This is a genomic window from Saccharothrix violaceirubra (assembly GCF_014203755.1).
Classification (GTDB): Bacteria; Actinomycetota; Actinomycetes; order Mycobacteriales; family Pseudonocardiaceae; genus Actinosynnema; species Actinosynnema violaceirubrum.
In genome coordinates, this window is sequence record NZ_JACHJS010000001.1 from 6,019,182 (window position 1) to 6,036,610 (window position 17,429).

General features: G+C 67.8%; 8 protein-coding genes and 2 rRNA genes. 3 read left to right on the forward strand and 7 right to left on the reverse strand.

Going from position 1 to position 17,429, the window contains the following annotated elements; translation table 11 throughout:
• Positions 1–25: 25 nt before the first annotated feature.
• The 4 genes from F4559_RS27685 to F4559_RS27700 form a co-directional block, all read right to left on the reverse strand.
• Positions 26–3,109, reverse strand: a 23S ribosomal RNA gene (locus F4559_RS27685).
• 357 nt (positions 3,110–3,466) lie between these two features.
• Positions 3,467–4,982 (reverse strand): 16S ribosomal RNA (locus F4559_RS27690).
• Together the 16S and 23S rRNA genes form the textbook arrangement of a ribosomal RNA operon.
• A 456-nt stretch (positions 4,983–5,438) precedes the next feature.
• A complete protein-coding gene (locus tag F4559_RS36575) occupies positions 5,439–9,086 on the reverse strand; it encodes an FkbM family methyltransferase (protein ID WP_184673604.1) in 3,648 nt (1,215 codons plus the stop codon).
• Between the two features lie 59 nt (positions 9,087–9,145).
• Entirely contained in the window at positions 9,146–10,489 is a 1,344-nt protein-coding gene (locus F4559_RS27700; protein WP_184673606.1) for a glutamine synthetase family protein, read from the reverse strand.
• Positions 10,490–10,580: 91 nt separating this feature from the next.
• Here F4559_RS27700 and F4559_RS27705 point away from each other — a divergent pair, with 91 nt between their 5' ends.
• Positions 10,581–11,222 (forward strand): LppX_LprAFG lipoprotein, encoded by a 642-nt coding sequence (locus F4559_RS27705; RefSeq protein WP_184673617.1) that lies wholly within the window; start codon positions 10,581–10,583, stop codon positions 11,220–11,222.
• Positions 11,219–12,724: an MFS transporter gene (locus F4559_RS27710; protein WP_184673619.1), complete on the forward strand. Its 1,506-nt coding sequence runs from the start codon at positions 11,219–11,221 to the stop codon at positions 12,722–12,724. Before F4559_RS27705 ends, F4559_RS27710 begins: the two co-directional genes overlap by 4 nt.
• Before the next feature lie 98 nt (positions 12,725–12,822).
• Here the strand turns inward: F4559_RS27710 and F4559_RS27715 are convergent, their stop codons facing one another.
• Positions 12,823–14,538: an NAD+ synthase gene (locus F4559_RS27715; protein WP_184673621.1), complete on the reverse strand. Its 1,716-nt coding sequence runs from the start codon at positions 14,536–14,538 to the stop codon at positions 12,823–12,825.
• 73 nt (positions 14,539–14,611) lie between these two features.
• Here F4559_RS27715 and F4559_RS27720 point away from each other — a divergent pair, with 73 nt between their 5' ends.
• A complete protein-coding gene (locus tag F4559_RS27720; protein ID WP_376774667.1) occupies positions 14,612–16,174 on the forward strand; it encodes an alpha/beta hydrolase in 1,563 nt (520 codons plus the stop codon).
• Between the two features lie 131 nt (positions 16,175–16,305).
• Here F4559_RS27720 and F4559_RS27725 read toward each other — a convergent pair whose 3' ends face one another.
• Entirely contained in the window at positions 16,306–16,497 is a 192-nt protein-coding gene (locus F4559_RS27725) for a DUF397 domain-containing protein (RefSeq protein ID WP_184673624.1), read from the reverse strand.
• A gap of 23 nt (positions 16,498–16,520) precedes the next feature.
• Complete coding sequence (locus F4559_RS27730; protein ID WP_184673625.1) at positions 16,521–17,369, reverse strand: helix-turn-helix domain-containing protein; 849 nt, start codon at positions 17,367–17,369, stop codon at positions 16,521–16,523.
• Between the last annotated feature and the right edge of the window lie 60 nt (positions 17,370–17,429).

Sequence of the window (17,429 nt, forward strand, 5' to 3'; positions counted from 1 at the left end):
CCGCACAGTGGATGCGTAACATCTTCATGACAAGTCCTCGGCCTATTAGTACCGGTCAACTCCAGCCGTTACCGACCTTCCATCTCCGGCCTATCAACCCAGTCGTCTACTGGGGGCCTTAACCCACAAAGGGGTGGGACACCTCATCTAGGAACGAGCTTCCCGCTTAGATGCCTTCAGCGGTTATCCCTTCCGAACGTAGCCAACCAGCCATGCCCCTGGCGGGACAACTGGCACACCAGAGGTCCGTCCGTCCCGGTCCTCTCGTACTAGGGACAGCCTTCCGCAAGTATCCTACGCGCGCGGCGGATAGGGACCGAACTGTCTCACGACGTTCTAAACCCAGCTCGCGTACCGCTTTAATGGGCGAACAGCCCAACCCTTGGGACCTACTCCAGCCCCAGGATGCGACGAGCCGACATCGAGGTGCCAAACCATGCCGTCGATATGGACTCTTGGGCAAGATCAGCCTGTTATCCCCGGGGTACCTTTTATCCGTTGAGCGACCACGCTTCCACAAGCCATGGCCGGATCACTAGTTCCGACTTTCGTCCCTGCTCGACCCGTCGGTCTCACAGTCAAGCCCCCTTGTGCACTTGCACTCGACACCTGATTGCCAACCAGGCTGAGGGAACCTTTGAGCGCCTCCGTTACCCTTTGGGAGGCAACCGCCCCAGTTAAACTACCCACCAGGCACTGTCCCTGATCCGGATCACGGACCGAGGTTAGACATCCAGTACGACCAGAGTGGTATTTCAACGACGACTCCACAACCACTGGCGTGGCCGCTTCACAGTCTCCCACCTATCCTACACAAGCCGAACCGAACACCAATACCAAGCTATAGTAAAGGTCCCGGGGTCTTTCCGTCCTGCCGCGCGTAACGAGCATCTTTACTCGTAATGCAATTTCGCCGGGCCTGCGGTCGAGACAGTCGAGAAGTCGTTACGCCATTCGTGCAGGTCGGAACTTACCCGACAAGGAATTTCGCTACCTTAGGATGGTTATAGTTACCACCGCCGTTTACTGGCGCTTAAGTTCTCAGCTTCGCCACAAAGTGACTGACCGGTCCCCTTAACGTTCCAGCACCGGGCAGGCGTCAGTCCGTATACATCGTCTTGCGACTTCGCACGGACCTGTGTTTTTAGTAAACAGTCGCTTCTCGCTGGTCTCTGCGGCCGGAAGATCCTAGCCCGCAAGGGGCTTCAAATCCCCCGGCCCCCCTTCTCCCGAAGTTACGGGGGCATTTTGCCGAGTTCCTTGACCACAGTTCACCCGATCGCCTCGGTATTCTCTACCTGACCACCTGTGTCGGTTTGGGGTACGGGCCGCATGAACACTCACTAGAGGCTTTTCTCGACAGCATGGGATCACTCTACTTCGCCTCAATCGGCTACGCATCACGTCTCAGCCTGTATGACGTGCGGATTTGCCTACACGTCGGCCTACACGCTTACACCAGTACTACCACTCACTGGCGGAGCTACCCTCCTGCGTCACCCCATCGCTTGACTACTACAAGTTCAGGTCCCGCGCTCCACGTCACACCATCACCCGAAGGATCAGGCGCGGGCTTCGGGCGGTTAGTATCACAAGGTTCGCCATGGGCGCGTTCACACGGGTACGGGAATATCAACCCGTTGTCCATCGACTACGCCTGTCGGCCTCGCCTTAGGTCCCGACTTACCCTGGGCGGATTAGCCTGGCCCAGGAACCCTTGGTCATCCGGCGGACGAGTTTCCCACTCGTCTTTCGCTACTCATGCCTGCATTCTCACTCGCACAGCGTCCACACCTGGATCACTCCGGCGCTTCACCCGCTGCACGACGCTCCCCTACCCATCCACGCTGATGCGTGAATGACACGGCTTCGGCGGTGTGCTTGAGCCCCGCTACATTGTCGGCGCAGGACCACTTGACCAGTGAGCTATTACGCACTCTTTAAAGGGTGGCTGCTTCTAAGCCAACCTCCTGGTTGTCTGGGCGACCCCACATCCTTTCCCACTGAGCACACACTTAGGGGCCTTAGCCGGCGTTCTGGGCTGTTTCCCTCTCGACTACGAAGCTTATCCCCCGCAGTCTCACTGCCGCGCTCTCACGTACCGGCATTCGGAGTTTGGTTGATTTCGGTAAGCTTGTGGGCCCCCTAGACCATCCAGTGCTCTACCTCCGGCACGAAACACACGACGCTGCACCTAAATGCATTTCGGGGAGAACCAGCTATCACGGAGTTTGATTGGCCTTTCACCCCTAACCACAGCTCATCCCCCAGGTTTTCAACCCTGGTGGGTTCGGGCCTCCACGCGGTCTTACCCACGCTTCACCCTGGCCATGGCTAGATCACTCCGCTTCGGGTCTAGACCACGCGACTATCACGCCCTCTTCGGACTCGCTTTCGCTACGGCTACCCCACACGGGTTAACCTCGCCACGCAGCACTAACTCGCAGGCTCATTCTTCAAAAGGCACGCCGTCACCCCGAAAGGCTCCGACGGATTGTAGGCACACGGTTTCAGGTACTATTTCACTCCCCTCCCGGGGTACTTTTCACCTTTCCCTCACGGTACTAGTCCGCTATCGGTCACCAGGGAGTATTCAGGCTTAGCGGGTGGTCCCGCCAGATTCACAGCAAATTCCACGAGCTCGCTGCTACTTGGGAACACCACAAGGAGACACCGGGTTTTCGCGTACGGGGCTGTCACCCGCTACGGCCACGCTTTCCAGACGCGTTCCGCTAACCACAGTGCTTTCTGACTCCTTGCCAGTCCGGCAGAACTGACCAGTGGGTCCCACGACCCCGTACACGCAACCCCTGCCGGGTATCACACGAATACGGTTTAGCCTCTTCCGCTTTCGCTCGCCACTACTCACGGAATCACGGTTGTTTTCTCTTCCTGCGGGTACTGAGATGTTTCACTTCCCCGCGTTCCCTCCACACGCCCTATGTGTTCAGACGTGGGTGACCCCACATGACTGGGGCCGGGTTTCCCCATTCGGAAATCCTTGGATCTCAGCTCGGTTGACAACTCCCCAAGGCTTATCGCAGTCTCCTACGTCCTTCATCGGCTCCTGGTGCCAAGGCATCCACCGTATGCCCTTAATAACTTGCCACAAAGATGCTCGCATCCACTGTGCAGTTCTCAAAGAACAAACCAGACACCAGCCCACCAACGTCAACGCCTACCCGCACACCCCCGAAGAGGCACACCAGCGGTTCGAAGACCGGACCGGTCGGTCACTGAAAGACACTCGCGTGTTCTCTCAGACACCCAACAGCGCACCGAACAGAAACCCTCGACCCTCTGATCACCTTTCCACGCTCCGGAGAGCAGTACTCACTGACCAGACAACCGAAAACCCCGCATTAGCCAGCATCCACAAAATTGAGCCCCACCCGACGATCATCCGCCGCCGGCGTGGCCTCCACCACGACCCTCCGAAAAGGACCGCGGTGCAGATGCTCCTTAGAAAGGAGGTGATCCAGCCGCACCTTCCGGTACGGCTACCTTGTTACGACTTCGTCCCAATCGCCAGTCCCACCTTCGACCGCTCCCCCCCTTACGGGTTGGGCCACGGGCTTCGGGTGTTACCGACTTTCGTGACGTGACGGGCGGTGTGTACAAGGCCCGGGAACGTATTCACCGCAGCGTTGCTGATCTGCGATTACTAGCGACTCCGACTTCACGGGGTCGAGTTGCAGACCCCGATCCGAACTGAGACCGGCTTTAAGGGATTCGCTCCACCTCACGGCTTAGCAGCCCTCTGTACCGGCCATTGTAGCATGTGTGAAGCCCTGGACATAAGGGGCATGATGACTTGACGTCATCCCCACCTTCCTCCGAGTTGACCCCGGCAGTCTCCCATGAGTCCCCGCCACTACGCGCTGGCAACATGGAACGAGGGTTGCGCTCGTTGCGGGACTTAACCCAACATCTCACGACACGAGCTGACGACAGCCATGCACCACCTGTACACCAGTCCGAAGAGGCCACCATCTCTGGCAGTTTCCGGTGCATGTCAAGCCCAGGTAAGGTTCTTCGCGTTGCATCGAATTAATCCACATGCTCCGCCGCTTGTGCGGGCCCCCGTCAATTCCTTTGAGTTTTAGCCTTGCGGCCGTACTCCCCAGGCGGGGTGCTTAATGCGTTAGCTGCGGCACGGAGGACGTGGAAGCCCCCCACACCTAGCACCCACCGTTTACGGCGTGGACTACCAGGGTATCTAATCCTGTTCGCTCCCCACGCTTTCGCTCCTCAGCGTCAGTATCGGCCCAGAGACCCGCCTTCGCCACCGGTGTTCCTCCTGATATCTGCGCATTTCACCGCTACACCAGGAATTCCAGTCTCCCCTGCCGAACTCAAGTCTGCCCGTATCGACCGCAGGCTCCACGTTAAGCGTGAAGTTTTCACGGCCGACGCGACAAACCGCCTACGAGCTCTTTACGCCCAATAATTCCGGACAACGCTCGCACCCTACGTATTACCGCGGCTGCTGGCACGTAGTTAGCCGGTGCTTCTTCTGCAGGTACCGTCAGTCACCCTTCGTCCCTGCTGAAAGAGGTTTACAACCCGAAGGCCGTCATCCCCCACGCGGCGTCGCTGCATCAGGCTTCCGCCCATTGTGCAATATTCCCCACTGCTGCCTCCCGTAGGAGTCTGGGCCGTGTCTCAGTCCCAGTGTGGCCGGTCACCCTCTCAGGCCGGCTACCCGTCGTCGCCTTGGTAGGCCACTACCCCACCAACAAGCTGATAGGCCGCGGGTCCATCCCGTACCGCCGGAACTTTCCACCCCACGACATGCGTCGCGGAGTCGTATCCGGTATTAGACCCGGTTTCCCAGGCTTATCCCGAAGTACAGGGCAGGTTACCCACGTGTTACTCACCCGTTCGCCGCTCGTGTACCCCGAAGGGCCTTACCGCTCGACTTGCATGTGTTAAGCACGCCGCCAGCGTTCGTCCTGAGCCAGGATCAAACTCTCCAATAATGAACGAGTTGATCGCTCGAACGATGCTGACCCACGGACCGGAATATGGTCCGCGTTTGACAGTCAGTCGTCCAGTATTCGATCTCAAAGGAATACCTCTTGACGAGGTATATCAGTTTACTGGCTATTCGGCACGCTGTTGAGTTCTCAAAGAACACGCGCTCACCATCGTGTCCCGCGTCTTACCGCGGTTCATTCCGGGGCTGTGTCGAAAGCTTAGCTCGTTCGTTTTCGCGGTGTCAAATCGGCCGTTTCGGCTTCTTCGCTCCGCGACAAACCCGCTTCGCATTCATTTGGCTTGTGATTCCCCCGAGCCGAGGCAGCCGCAGTGGACCGCTTATTCGATCTCGGGAGTGACGCCGAGCAACTCTACCCGGCCCGATTCGCGGTGTCAACCGCTCGTTCCGGGGGTTTCGCTGGCGACGAGGGAAAAGTTACCCACGGCCTGAGACGAAGTCAAATCGCCTGGTCAGCGGGCTGCCGAGCGATCACGTCCACCTGCGGACCAGGCGGTTTGGGCGCCACGGGCCGGGGTCGCAGCCACAGCGTGATCGAACGGAGACCTTCCATCGCCGCCACGATCTGCTCGGCCGGCGCGGGTTCCCGCGTCGCCACGGGCACCAGGTCGTAACCCCACACCCGGAACTCCTTGAGGACCGTGACCGGATCGTCGCCGATCGACTCCGTCGCCGTCGCCGAGAACTCCAGGAACACGTGGGGCCGGTCACGGCGCAACAGCCGGACCAGACCGGCCAACGCGCGGTGCCCGCGTCCCGGCGCGTCGACCCGCACCACGGACAGCTTCCGGCCGGCCAGCTCGGGCACGGCCTCCAACTCCTTGTCCAGGCGCGTGGACCGGACGGTGTCCGCGCCCTCGGGCGCGTCCGACGGCAGAGGTGCCACCGACACGCCGCCGGTCAGTGACGGCGACGCGGCCAGCACACCGGTGCTCTCCCACGCCGCCGCGTCCACCAGCACGAGCCGTTGGGCGATGCGCTCCGGCAGGTTCACGGTCACGTTGTGCCGCAGCAGCTCGCACGACGACGGGCACGGCTCCACCGCCACCACGGCACCGGTCGGGCCGAGCCGGTCGAGCATGCGCACGGTCTGGTAGCCCACGTACGCGCCGACGTCCACGAAGATGCCCTCGGGGTCCACCAGCGAGTCGATCAGCTCCGACAGCTCCGGTTCCCACACCCCGTTGCTGGACAGCAGCGGCAGCATGAACGCGTCGTCGGCGGGCAGCCGGAGCAGGCCGACGTCGGTCAGCACGAGCGAACTGCGCACGGTCGGCGCCGACGTGGCGTGCCGCTCGTGCTCGCGCACCACGACCCGGCGCAACGCGTCCGCCGTGAGCTGCGCCTGGCCGGCCGCCCGGATGCCGACGTCCATCCGGGAATCGCGGTCGCGCAGCACGTCGACCACCTTCGACTCCAGCGAGTCGATCCGGTCCAGCGTGCGTTCCAACGCGACGGCCAGCTTGTCGATCCGCTGGGCCAGCGCGTCGCCCTGCTTGGCGCGCTTGGCCGCCTCGGCGACCACGGCGTCCTCGGCGTCGCGCAGCCGACGGCCCTGCCCGGCCATGTCCGCGCGGACCCGGACCACGCCGTCGTCCAGGCCCAGGACCTGGTCGGCGAGGCGGGCCGCGTGCTCGGCGTGGTGCTCGACCTCGTTGCGCAGCACTTCGAGTTCGCCGATGCCGATGCCGGTGGTGACCTCGTCCTGCCGGCGCACCACCTCGGACACGGTCCGCTCGACACCGTCCACAAGGGACGAAAGCACGTCGCGCATGTGGTTGTCGTAGTGGTCGAGCAGGCGCAACACGACCTTGCGCAACTGCGGCGCCATGGGCGTACGGCTGGCCTTGCCCACGTCGGGCTGGCGCAGCAACGCGTGCTTGGCCGACTGGAGTGGACGCAGCGGGTCGGTGGCGGGCGTGGGCTTCTGCGCGGCACGACGGGCACGCCACGCGCGATAGGCGTGCTCGACGCGGTCACGCATGAGGTCGGAGCTGTGCGCGAGCGTGCGCGTACGCCGGAGGCGGTCGCGGCCTTCGGCACCGATGCGGCGGGCGGTGTCCAGATCGTCGGCCAGCACGCGCAGCAGCTTCACGGCAGCCTGCACGTCCGGCTCGCCGCCCTGGCGGCACGGCACGAACACCGCCGACGACTGGTCGAACAGCTCGGCGACGGCACCGTGCCGGGCGACCAGCACGGGCACGCCCAGCGCGGCGACCCCGGCCAGCCGGAAGGCGATCCGGTCGTCGGCGCCCTTGCGGTGCACCGAGATCAGGCAGTCGGCGTGCGGGTCGACGTCCTCGACCAGCGTGATGCGCGGGTCGGCGGCCGTGGCCAGGCGCAGGCGCTCGGCGGCCTCGGGGTGGTCGTCGGCACCGGACACGGCGATGCGCAACGCGACGTCGGCACGGTCGGTGAACGCGGCCAGGAACGCGGACACGGCGCCGAGCACGTTGCCCGCCCGGTCCACGGCGTGGTCGGCGACGGCGGCGAACACCAGGCCCTCGTGCCCGTCGGGCGCGGGCGCGTCGACCTCGGGCGCGGGCAGCGGCAGCACGCGGACGGCCGGGCCGCCGGTGCGTTCGACATCGGCCTTCGTGGTCTCGGACGGCACCCACAGCTCGTCGGCCCGCGTGCTCGCGGCGGCGTCGAACCGGAAGTCGACGACGAACCGGTCCGCGGGCACGGGCGCGTCGTCCAGGCGCACCACGACCGGGTAGCCGTCGCCGGTGGGCAGGCCGGAGGCACGGGCGACGTCGCGGACCACGTCGGCGACCGGGCCGGTGCCCTGGATCGTGACGCCGAGCTGGTCGAGCAGCGCGGGCGCGTCGGCGACCGGGCCGGGCACGGCCGGGATCGGCAGGCGGGCCGCGGCGACGCCGACCGTGGCGCACCACTCGCGGAACCCGGTGAGGTCGGCGCCGAACGGGTCGGGGAACTGCGCGCGCAGCGCCGGGTCGTCGTGCCACACGGCCGCGGCCCAGCGCGTGCCGCGCGGGTGGACGTCGTCGGGTTCGCACGCCCACGCCACGAACGCCAGGCCCTGGTCCGGGCCGAAGGCGGCCGGCGGGGTGGTGCGCGGCGCGTCGGACGGGACCTCGCCCGCGTGCTCGGGGGCGAACGCCGAACGCGGGTCGCGGCGGGCGATCTCGCGGTAGCCGGCGCGCAGCCGGTCCGGCAGGCGGGTGCCGTCGGCGAGCTGCCCGAAGCCGTAGCGGACCCGCTGGGGCGTGTGGCCGCCGCGGACGAGTTCGGCGCGGTAGGCCGTGCACAGGTCGGCGAGCACCGGGTGCTCGGAGAGCAGGATGCGCGGCCGGTCGGCGAACTCGGCGGACAGCAGCCACGGGCGCTGCGGGTCGAAGCCCGCGAAGTGGACCGTGCGCAGGGGTTCGCCGAGCACGGTGATCGTGCCGTCGTCGAGGCGGTGCAGGGCGCGCTGGCCCGCGTTCCACGCGGACAGGCCGAGGGTGGCGTCGCGCAGCACGTGCACGTTGACCTGGGCGGGCGCGGTGTCGAGCACGGCCTTGGTCGCGTCGGGCGTGCGGCGGAGCTGGTCGGACAGCGTGCGCAGGAACACCTCGGCGCCGGGCGCGACCACCAGGAAGCCGGGGTCGAACACACCGGTGTCGAGCAGTTCGGACTGGGTGGGGCGCAGGTCGTCGTCGGGCAGCGGGCGCAGCGAGCGCGGCAGGAGCACGAGCGTGCCCCGGCGCACGGCGTCGAGCACGACTTCGGTCAGCGGGGACAGGACGTGCACCCACGGGTCCAGGTACAGCACGGGCACGCCCTGGCCCAGGAGCTGTTCGAGCAGCTTGGGCCGCAGCAGGCCGCAGAGCTGGTCGGCGGTGCACCCGGTGGCCAGCTCCGCGAGTTCCTCCGGTGTCACGCCCAGGTCGGCCGGTGTGACCAGGCCGGGGCCGGAGTTCTCCGGCAGGGCGTCCACGACCAGGGCCAGGAACCGGCCCTCGGGGTGGTTGGCCAGGAACGAGCCGGACAGCGCCTTCACGGCGGGCAACTGCGCGGCGGTCGCCACGGTGCACGCGATCAGGGCCGGCCGGGCTTCCGCCTTCGCGGGAACCTCGGTCACGGTGTGCAAACCTAGCTTCTCCGAGTGCCCGGTGTGGACCACCCGCACGGGTTGTTCCCTCACAGGACCGGCAGCAGGGTGCGGAGTTCGTACGGGGTGACGCTGCGCCGGTACGCGTCCCACTCGGTGCGCTTGTTGCGCAGGAAGAAGTCGTAGACGTGCTCGCCGAGCGCCTCGGGCAGCAGTTCGGAGTTCTCCATCTCCGACAGCGCCTCGCCGAGGTTCTGCGGCAGGTTCGCGTACCCGGCCGCCCGGCGTTCGCGGTCGGTCAACGACCAGACGTCGTCCTCGGCGGGCGGCGGCAGTTCGTAGCCCTTCTCGATGCCCTTGAGCCCGGCCGCGAGGATCACCGCGTACGCGAGGTACGGGTTGCACGCCGAGTCCAGCGAGCGGATCTCCACGCGGCGTGACGCCGACTTGCCCGGCGAGTACATGGGCACGCGCACCAGCGCGGAGCGGTTGGCGTGACCCCAGCACACGGCCGTGGGCGCCTCGCCGCCGACGATCAGCCGCTTGTAGGAGTTGACCCACTGGTTGGTGACGCCGGAGATCTCGCGGGCGTGCTTGAGCAGGCCGGCGACGAACATCTTGCCCGTGTCGGAGAGCTGGTAGGGGTCTTCCGCGTCGTAGAACGCGTTGCGGTCGCCCTCGAACAGGCTCACGTGCGTGTGCATGCCGGAGCCGGGCTGGTCGGTGAACGGCTTGGGCATGAACGAGGCGCGCACGCCCTGCGTGATCGCGACCTCCTTCACCACGTACCGGAACGTCATCACGTTGTCGGCCATGGTCAGCGCGTCGGCGTAGCGCAGGTCGATCTCCTGCTGGCCGGGTGCGCCCTCGTGGTGGCTGAACTCGACCGAGATGCCCATCGCCTCCAGCGCCTCGATGGCGTGGCGGCGGAAGTGGGTCGCGGTCTCGTGGCTGGTCTGGTCGAAGAAGCCGCCGTTGTCCGCCGGGATCGGCGCGCTGCCGTCGTCGGGCAGGTTCTTGAGCAGGAAGAACTCGATCTCGGGGTGCACGTAGCAGGTGAAGCCCGCCTCGCTGGCCCGCGCCAGGGTCCGCCGCAGGACGTGCCGGGGGTCGGCCCACGACGGCGACCCGTCCGGCATCGCGATGTCGCAGAACATCCGCGCCGAGTACAGGCTCTTGTCCGGCGTCTGCCAGGGCAGGACCTGGAACGTCGACGGGTCGGGCTTGGCCACCATGTCCGACTCGTACACCCGGGCGAAGCCCTCGATCGCGGAGCCGTCGAAGCCGATGCCCTCGCTGAAGGCGCCCTCCAGTTCGGCCGGCGCCACCGCGACGGACTTCAGGAAGCCCAGCACGTCGGTGAACCAGAGCCGGACGAAGCGGATGTCGCGTTCCTCGAGGGTGCGGAGCACGAACTCCTGCTGGCGGTTCATGGCACGAAGCCTAGGTAAAGCCGGCCGGAACCGCGCCGGCGACCTCGTCACTCGACCGTGACCCGCAGGTCGACGCTCTACGATTCGGCCCATGATCCCCCGTCGTGCGTTCCTCGGGTCGCTCGTGCTCGCGTTGGTCGTCGGCTGCTCCTCGGCCGCCGACGGTCCGGCCGGCGCCGAAGTGCTGACCAAGGCCGCCGAGTCGATGAAGGCGGTCACCGGCGCGCACTTCGTGCTCAAGGTCGACGGCACGCTGCCGGGCGTGGGCGTGCAGGCCGCCGAGGGCGACCTCGGCGCGGACGGGCAGTCGTCCGGGCACGCGCGCGTGGAGCAGTTCGGGCAGCTCGTCGAGGTCGACTACGTGCTCGTGGCCAAGGACCTGTACATCAAGGGCGCGACCGGCGGGTTCACCAAGGTGCCCGCCGCGCTGGCCGGGTCGGTGTACGACCCGAGCGCGATCCTGTCGCCGGACAAGGGCGTGGCGAAGGTGCTGTCGAGCGCCCGCGACCCGAAGACGGTGTCGTCGTCCGGCGGGACGCACGTCGTGGAGGCGACCGTGCCGCGCGACGTGGTCGCCGGGCTGGTGCCGGGCATCGCCGAGGACGTGGCCGGGTCGTTCTCGGTCAAGGACGACAAGCTGGTGAAGGCCGTGTTCACGGTCTCCGGCGGTGCCAAGGCCACGATCGAGCTGTCCGACTTCGGCAAGACCGTCACGGTCGAGCGCCCGGCGTGAGGTCCCGGCGGCTCGCGGTCGGCGCGGGCGCGGGCGCGGTCCTGCTCGGCGCGCTCGACGCGTACGTGGTGGTCGGCGTCCTGATCGACATGGTGCGCGACCTGGGCATCCCGGTGAACCACCTGGAGCGGGCCACGCCCGTGGTGACCGGGTACCTGCTCGGCTACGTGGCCGGGATGCCGCTGCTGGGGCGGCTGTCGGACCGGTTCGGGCGGCGGGTCGTGCTGCACGTCGGGCTGCTCGGGTTCGCGCTCGGGTCCGTAGTGACGGCGTTGGCGCCGGGACTCGAAGTGCTGGTCGTGGGGCGTGTGGTGCAGGGGCTGGCGGGCGGTGCGCTGCTGCCCGTGACGATGGCCCTGGTCGCCGACCTGTGGGAGGAGCGGCGGCGGGCCGCGGCGCTGGGTGTCGTGGGCGCGGCGCAGGAGTTGGGCAGCGTGCTGGGGACGCTGTACGGCGTCGGGGTCGCGGGGCTGTTCAACGCGTGGGCGTTCTTCTCCGCGTTGGAGCCGCAGTCGTGGCGGTGGGTGTTCTGGGTGAACCTGCCGTTGGCGCTGATCGCGTCGGTGGTCGTGCAGGTGAGCGTGCCGGGCGGTGGTGGGCGGCGGGTCCGGCTCGACCTCGTCGGGGGCGGGTTGCTGGCGGCGTCGCTGGCCCTGCTGGTGGTGGGGTTGTACAACCCCGATCCCGAGCATTCGGTGTTGCCGTCGTGGGGGCCTTACGTGCTCTTGGCGGGTGTTGCGGTGTTCGGGGCGTTCCTGTGGTGGGAGCGGCGGGCTTCCGTCCGGCTGCTGGACCCCGTCGGCGTGGCGTTCCGGCCGTTCGTGGCCTGCCTGGCGGTGTCGTTCGCGGCCGGGGCGGCGTTGTTGGTGACGTTGGTCGACGTCGAGCTGTTCGCGCAGACGGTGCTGCTCGAGTCGGCCGGGGACGCGGTGCTGGTGTTGGCGCGGTTCCTGATCGCGTTGCCGGTCGGTGCCGTGCTCGGCGGGTGGGTGGCGTCGCGGGTCGGCGACCGGTGGCCGGCGGTCGTGGGGCTGCTGGTGGCGTGTGGTGCGTACGTGCTGATCGCGCGGTGGCCGGCGGACGTGGCGTCCGGGGTCGTGGACCGGGACCTGGCGATCGCGGGGTTCGGGCTGGGACTGGTGATCGCGCCGGTGTCGGCGGCCGTGCTGCGGGTCGTGCCGGCGGCCGAGCACGGGGTGGCGTCGGCGTTCGTCGTGGTGGCGCGGATGACCGGGATGCTCGTCGGGGTGGCCGGCGTGACGGCGTGGGGGTTGCACCGGTTCCGGGAGCTGACCGCCGGGTTGGCGACGCCGTTGCCGTTCGGGGTGGCCGAGGCCGAGTTCAAGGCCCAGGTCGAGGTGTACCGGCGGCAGCTGACCGAGGCGTTGCTGACCGAGTACCACGAGATGTTCCTGATCACGGCCGGGATCTGCCTGGTCGGGGCGGTGCTGGCGCTGGGCCTGCCGGGCCGTTCGCGCGAGTCCTCCACTCAAGCACCCTGAAATACGCACTGGGGCACCCCCGATCGGGGTGCCCCAAGTGCAGGTTTCGCGGTGCCTGAACGTACAACTCGCGGTGTCTGAACGTATAACTCGCGGGGTCAGCCCTCGCGCCAGCCGTTGGTGATCGGCAGGCGGCGGTCGCGGCCGAACGCCTTGAACGAGATCTTGGTGCCCGGCGGGTACTGGCGGCGCTTGTACTCGGCCTTGTCGACCATGCGCAGGACACGGTCGATGAGGTCGTGGTGGAAACCGGCCGCGATGAGGTCCTGGTAGCCCTTGTCGCCCTCCACGTAGTCGTCGAGGACGGCGTCGAGGAGTTCGTAGTCGGGCAGCGAGTCCGTGTCGACCTGGCCCGGACGCAGCTCTGCCGACGGCGGCTTGCTGATCGAGTTCTCCGGGATCGGGGGCTGCTCCCCCAGCTTCTCCGCCTCGGCGTTGCGCCAGCGGGCCAGGTCCCAGACCAGCGTCTTGAGCACGTCCTTGATCGGGGCGAAGCCGCCGACCGCGTCGCCGTAGATCGTCGAGTAGCCGACCGCCAGCTCGGTCTTGTTGCCGGTCGCCAGGACCAGGTGCCCGTGCTGGTTGGACAGGCCCATCAGCGTCACGCCGCGGCAGCGCGCCTGGACGTTCTCCTCGGCCAGACCGGTCAGGCCGAGCTGGTCCACGAACACCTCGACCATGGCCGCGATGGGCTGGACCTCGTAGTGCAGGCCCGTGCGCAGGGCCATGTCCTCGGCGTCGGACTTCGAGTGGTCCGACGAGTAGACCGACGGCATCGAGACGCCGTACACGTGGCCGGCGCCCAGGGCGTCGACGGCCAGCGACGCGACCACCGCGCTGTCGATGCCGCCCGACAACCCCAGCACCACCGAGCGGAAGCCGTTCTTGTGCACGTAGTCCCGCAGGCCCGTGACCAGGGCGTGCCACACCTCGGCCTCGTCGGACAGCGGCTCGGCGGTCGGCGGCACGGGCAGGTGCTCGTACGCGGGGACCGGTGCGTCCGAGATCGTCTTGCGGGTCACGGTGAACCCGCCGACCTCACCCGACGCGCGCGCCGCGCCGCCGGGCAGGTCCAGGTCCAGCACGGTCAGGTGCTCCACGAACTGCGGCGCGCGGGTGACCGGCACGCCCGCGGCCGTGACGACCATCGTGTCGCCGTCGAAGACCAGCTCGTCCTGGCCGCCGACCAGGTTCACGTATGCCAGCGGAGCGCCCGCCTCGGCCGCGCGGCGGGCCACGAGCGGCAGCCGGGCGTCGTCCTTCTTGCGCTCGTACGGCGACGCGTTGGGCGACACGACCAGGTCCACGCCCGCCTCGCCCAGGGCCGCGATCGGGCCGCCGTCCTGCCAGAGGTCCTCGCAGATGACCATGCCGACGTCGACGCCGTGCAGCCGCACGATCTCCAGCGCGTCGCCGCGCACGAAGTAGCGGCGCTCGTCGAACACGCCGTAGTTGGGCAGGTGGTGCTTGTACTGCCGGGCCACGACGGCGCCCTCGTGCAGCACGGCGGCGGCGTTGCGCACGCCCCGCTCGTCGCGGTCGAGGTAGCCGACGAACACGGCGATCCCGCCGAGCCCGGCATCCGCCAACCGGGTGGCCAGGGCCGTCAGGGCCGCGCGGGACGCCTCGGCGAACGACTCGCGCAGGGCGAGGTCCTCGACCGGGTAGCCGGTGAGGGCCATCTCGGGGAAGACGACCAGGTGCGCACCGGACTCGACCGCCTTCCGGGTCCAGTCGACGACCAGGTCCGCGTTGCCGGACAGGTCGCCGACGCAGGCGTTGACCTGGGCGAGGGCGAGTCGGAGCGAAGGCATGGGGACATCTTCGCTCACGCCACGGGCAGGTGGTGCCGGTTGTGTCCGGCCCGTCACACCTACGATCTGGAGGGTGCGCCGTTTGCTGCTGCTGACTTTGGCCGTCCCGTTCCTCGCGTCGTGCACGGTCGTCGTGGCCGGCGCACCGTCACCGGGGGTGAAGTTCGAGAAGAACGCCCCGTCCGCCGCGCCACCCGGGCTGGAGCGGTTCTACAGCCAACAGCTCGGCTGGGAGGACTGCGGGCCCTACGCCACGACCGCCACGGCCCAGTCGCAGTTCAAGAACCGCAAGAGCCTGGAGTGCACCCGCATCGAGGTGCCGCTGGACTACGCCAAGCCCGACGGCAAGGTGATCAAGCTCGGGCTGCTGCGGCAGAAGGCGTCCGGCGAGCGGATCGGGTCGCTGATCCTCAACCCGGGCGGTCCGGGCGCGTCCGGCATGGAGGCCGCCGCGAGCCTGTCCACGAGCGTGCGCCGCACGCCGGTCAGCGAGCACTTCGACCTGGTCGGGTTCGACCCGCGCGGCGTCGGCGCCAGCGAACCGGCGGTGAAGTGCCTCAGCGACACCGAGCGCGACACCGACCGGCTCGACAACGACGTGGACACCTCGTCCGCCGGCATCGCGCAGACCGAGGCCGAGAACAAGGCGTTCGCCGACAAGTGCGCGGCCAAGATGGGCGCGGACGTGCTGGCCAACCTGGGTACGCGCGACGTCGTGAAGGACCTGGACGTCATGCGGTCCGTGCTCGGCGACACCAAGCTGACCTACCTCGGCTACTCGTACGGCACGGCCATCGGCACCGCGTACGCCGAGGCGTTCCCGGACAACGTCCGGGCGCTCGTGCTCGACGGCGCGGTGGACCCCACGCAGACCGAGGCCGAGTCGCTGGTCGCCCAGGGCGCCGGTTTCCAGAAGGCGTTCGAGGAGTTCGCCGCGTGGTGCGCGCGCCGTGACGACTGCGCGTTGGGCAAGGACGTGGCGTCGGCGAGCAAGACCTTCCGCGAACTGACCCTGCCGCTGGTGCAGAACCCGATCGCGGTGGGCGACCGCAAGCTGTCCTACGGCGACGCGATCACCGGCGCGATCCAGGCGATGTACTCCAACGACCTGTGGACGCCGTTGAACACCGGACTCGCCGAGTTGCGCGGCGGCAAGGGCGACATGCTGTTGACGTTGGCCGACGCGTACTTCGGTCGGGACGAGGACGGTCGCTATTCGTCGATCACCGATGCCTTCACCGCGATCAAGTGCGTCGACGAACCGCGGTTGACCGACCGGACCGTGCTCGACGACATCGCGCGCAAGTACAAGGCCGCGGCGCCGTTCCTCGACGACGGCAACCCGGCGGTGGGCGCGCTGGACGCGTGCGCGTTCTGGCCGGTGCCGCCGACCGTGACGCCGCACCCGCCGTCGGTCAAGGGCCTGCCGCCGGTGCTGGTGATCTCCACGACCGGCGACCCGGCGACGCCGTACGACGCGGGCGTGAACCTGGCGCAGGCGTTGGGCGGCTCGCTGCTGACGTTCGAGGGCAACCAGCACACGGTGTACCTGCAGGGGAACAGCTGCGTCGACCCGATCGGGCACGCCTACCTGGTGGACCTGACGCTGCCGGACAAGGGAAAACGCTGCTCGTAGACGTGCGGCCGGCCCGGTCCGCGCGGTGGACCGGGCCGGTGTCGGGCAGGGCGATGGGACGGGTTCCGGCCCCGCGGCCGGGCCGGGCTTCGACGCCGGCCGCGTCGTGGACGCGGCCGGTCGCCCGCGGGCTAGAACCGATCGGCCTTGGCGGCGGCCAGGAACGCGGCAAGGCCTTCAGGACCGATTTCGAGCACCGGCCCGTCCAGGTTCTTCGAGTCCCGGACGGCGGTGAGCCCGGACCTCAGCTCGACGCACTGGCCGCCGCTGTTGCCGCTGCGGCTGCTCTTGCGCCACACCGCCGTTTCGTGGTGCCCGATCATGTCAGTCACACCTCCGCTGGTGTTCACAGTTGCCCGGCGACAGTAGCGAGTAGCGCCACCGACGCCGTGGGCGAGAGTGCGACCCCCATTAGTTCCCGAAATGCGGTCTCATATTTCGCAACGCGTAATGGCTCGTCGACGAACAACCCGTCGGTGAGCGTTTCGACGTACACCATTCGGCGCCGTCCTTGCGGAGGGGTGAGAATTGTGAACGGCAGGCCGGAGCCCGCGTGAGCACCCAAACTCGTGGGAATCACCCGTATGGTGATCTCCGGCCGGCGGGCGAGCCGGCGCAGGTGTGCGAGTTGTTCGGCCATGACCACCGGACCGCCGACCTGGCCCCGCACCACGGCCTCGGGAACGGCAAGTGTCAACGCGGGCGCATCACTCGATTCGAGCAGTGTCTGACGGGCCATCCGGGCGTCGACGAGCCGCTCGACCTCCTCGGGCCGGAACGCGGAGTTCGTCGACAGGACGGCCCGCGCGTACGCCTCGGTCTGCACGAGGCCGTGCAGCAGCTCGGGCAGGTACGCCTCGATCTTGACCGCGGTCTCCTCGGTGGTGAAGAACTTCTTCAGCCGGTCCGGGATGACGCTGCCCCAGGGCGTGCGGGGCCGTCGGCGTTTGGCCTCCGCGGCGAGGTGTTCGACGTCGGCCCGTTCGTCGCCGGTCACGCCGTACAGGTCGAGGACGACCTTCAATTCGGCGGCGCGGATGGCCACGTCACCGCGCTCGATCGTGCCGATCTTCCCCTCGCTGCACCCGAGTTCGTCCGCCGCGGCCTTGCGCGGCAGCCCGGCGTGCAGCCGGAACCTCTCCAGCGCGGCGCCCAGCTGCAACTTGTAGCTCGTCGGGTTCTGCTCTCGCACCATGCCCAGCTCTCCTCGGTAGATCGCGCAACAGTCTGCACGATCACCGGGTCGGAGTACGGC

Bases quoted from the DNA above. Each gene is read 5' to 3' on its own strand.
- F4559_RS27700 (WP_184673606.1), bottom strand. From the start codon at position 10,489: ATGAACCGCCAGCAGGAGTTCGTGCTCCGCACCCTCGAGGAACGCGAC.
- F4559_RS27705 (WP_184673617.1), top strand. From the start codon at position 10,581: ATGATCCCCCGTCGTGCGTTCCTCGGGTCGCTCGTGCTCGCGTTGGTC.
- F4559_RS27715 (WP_184673621.1), bottom strand. From the start codon at position 14,538: ATGCCTTCGCTCCGACTCGCCCTCGCCCAGGTCAACGCCTGCGTCGGC.
- F4559_RS27725 (WP_184673624.1), bottom strand. From the start codon at position 16,497: ATGATCGGGCACCACGAAACGGCGGTGTGGCGCAAGAGCAGCCGCAGC.
- F4559_RS27730 (WP_184673625.1), bottom strand. From the start codon at position 17,369: ATGGTGCGAGAGCAGAACCCGACGAGCTACAAGTTGCAGCTGGGCGCC.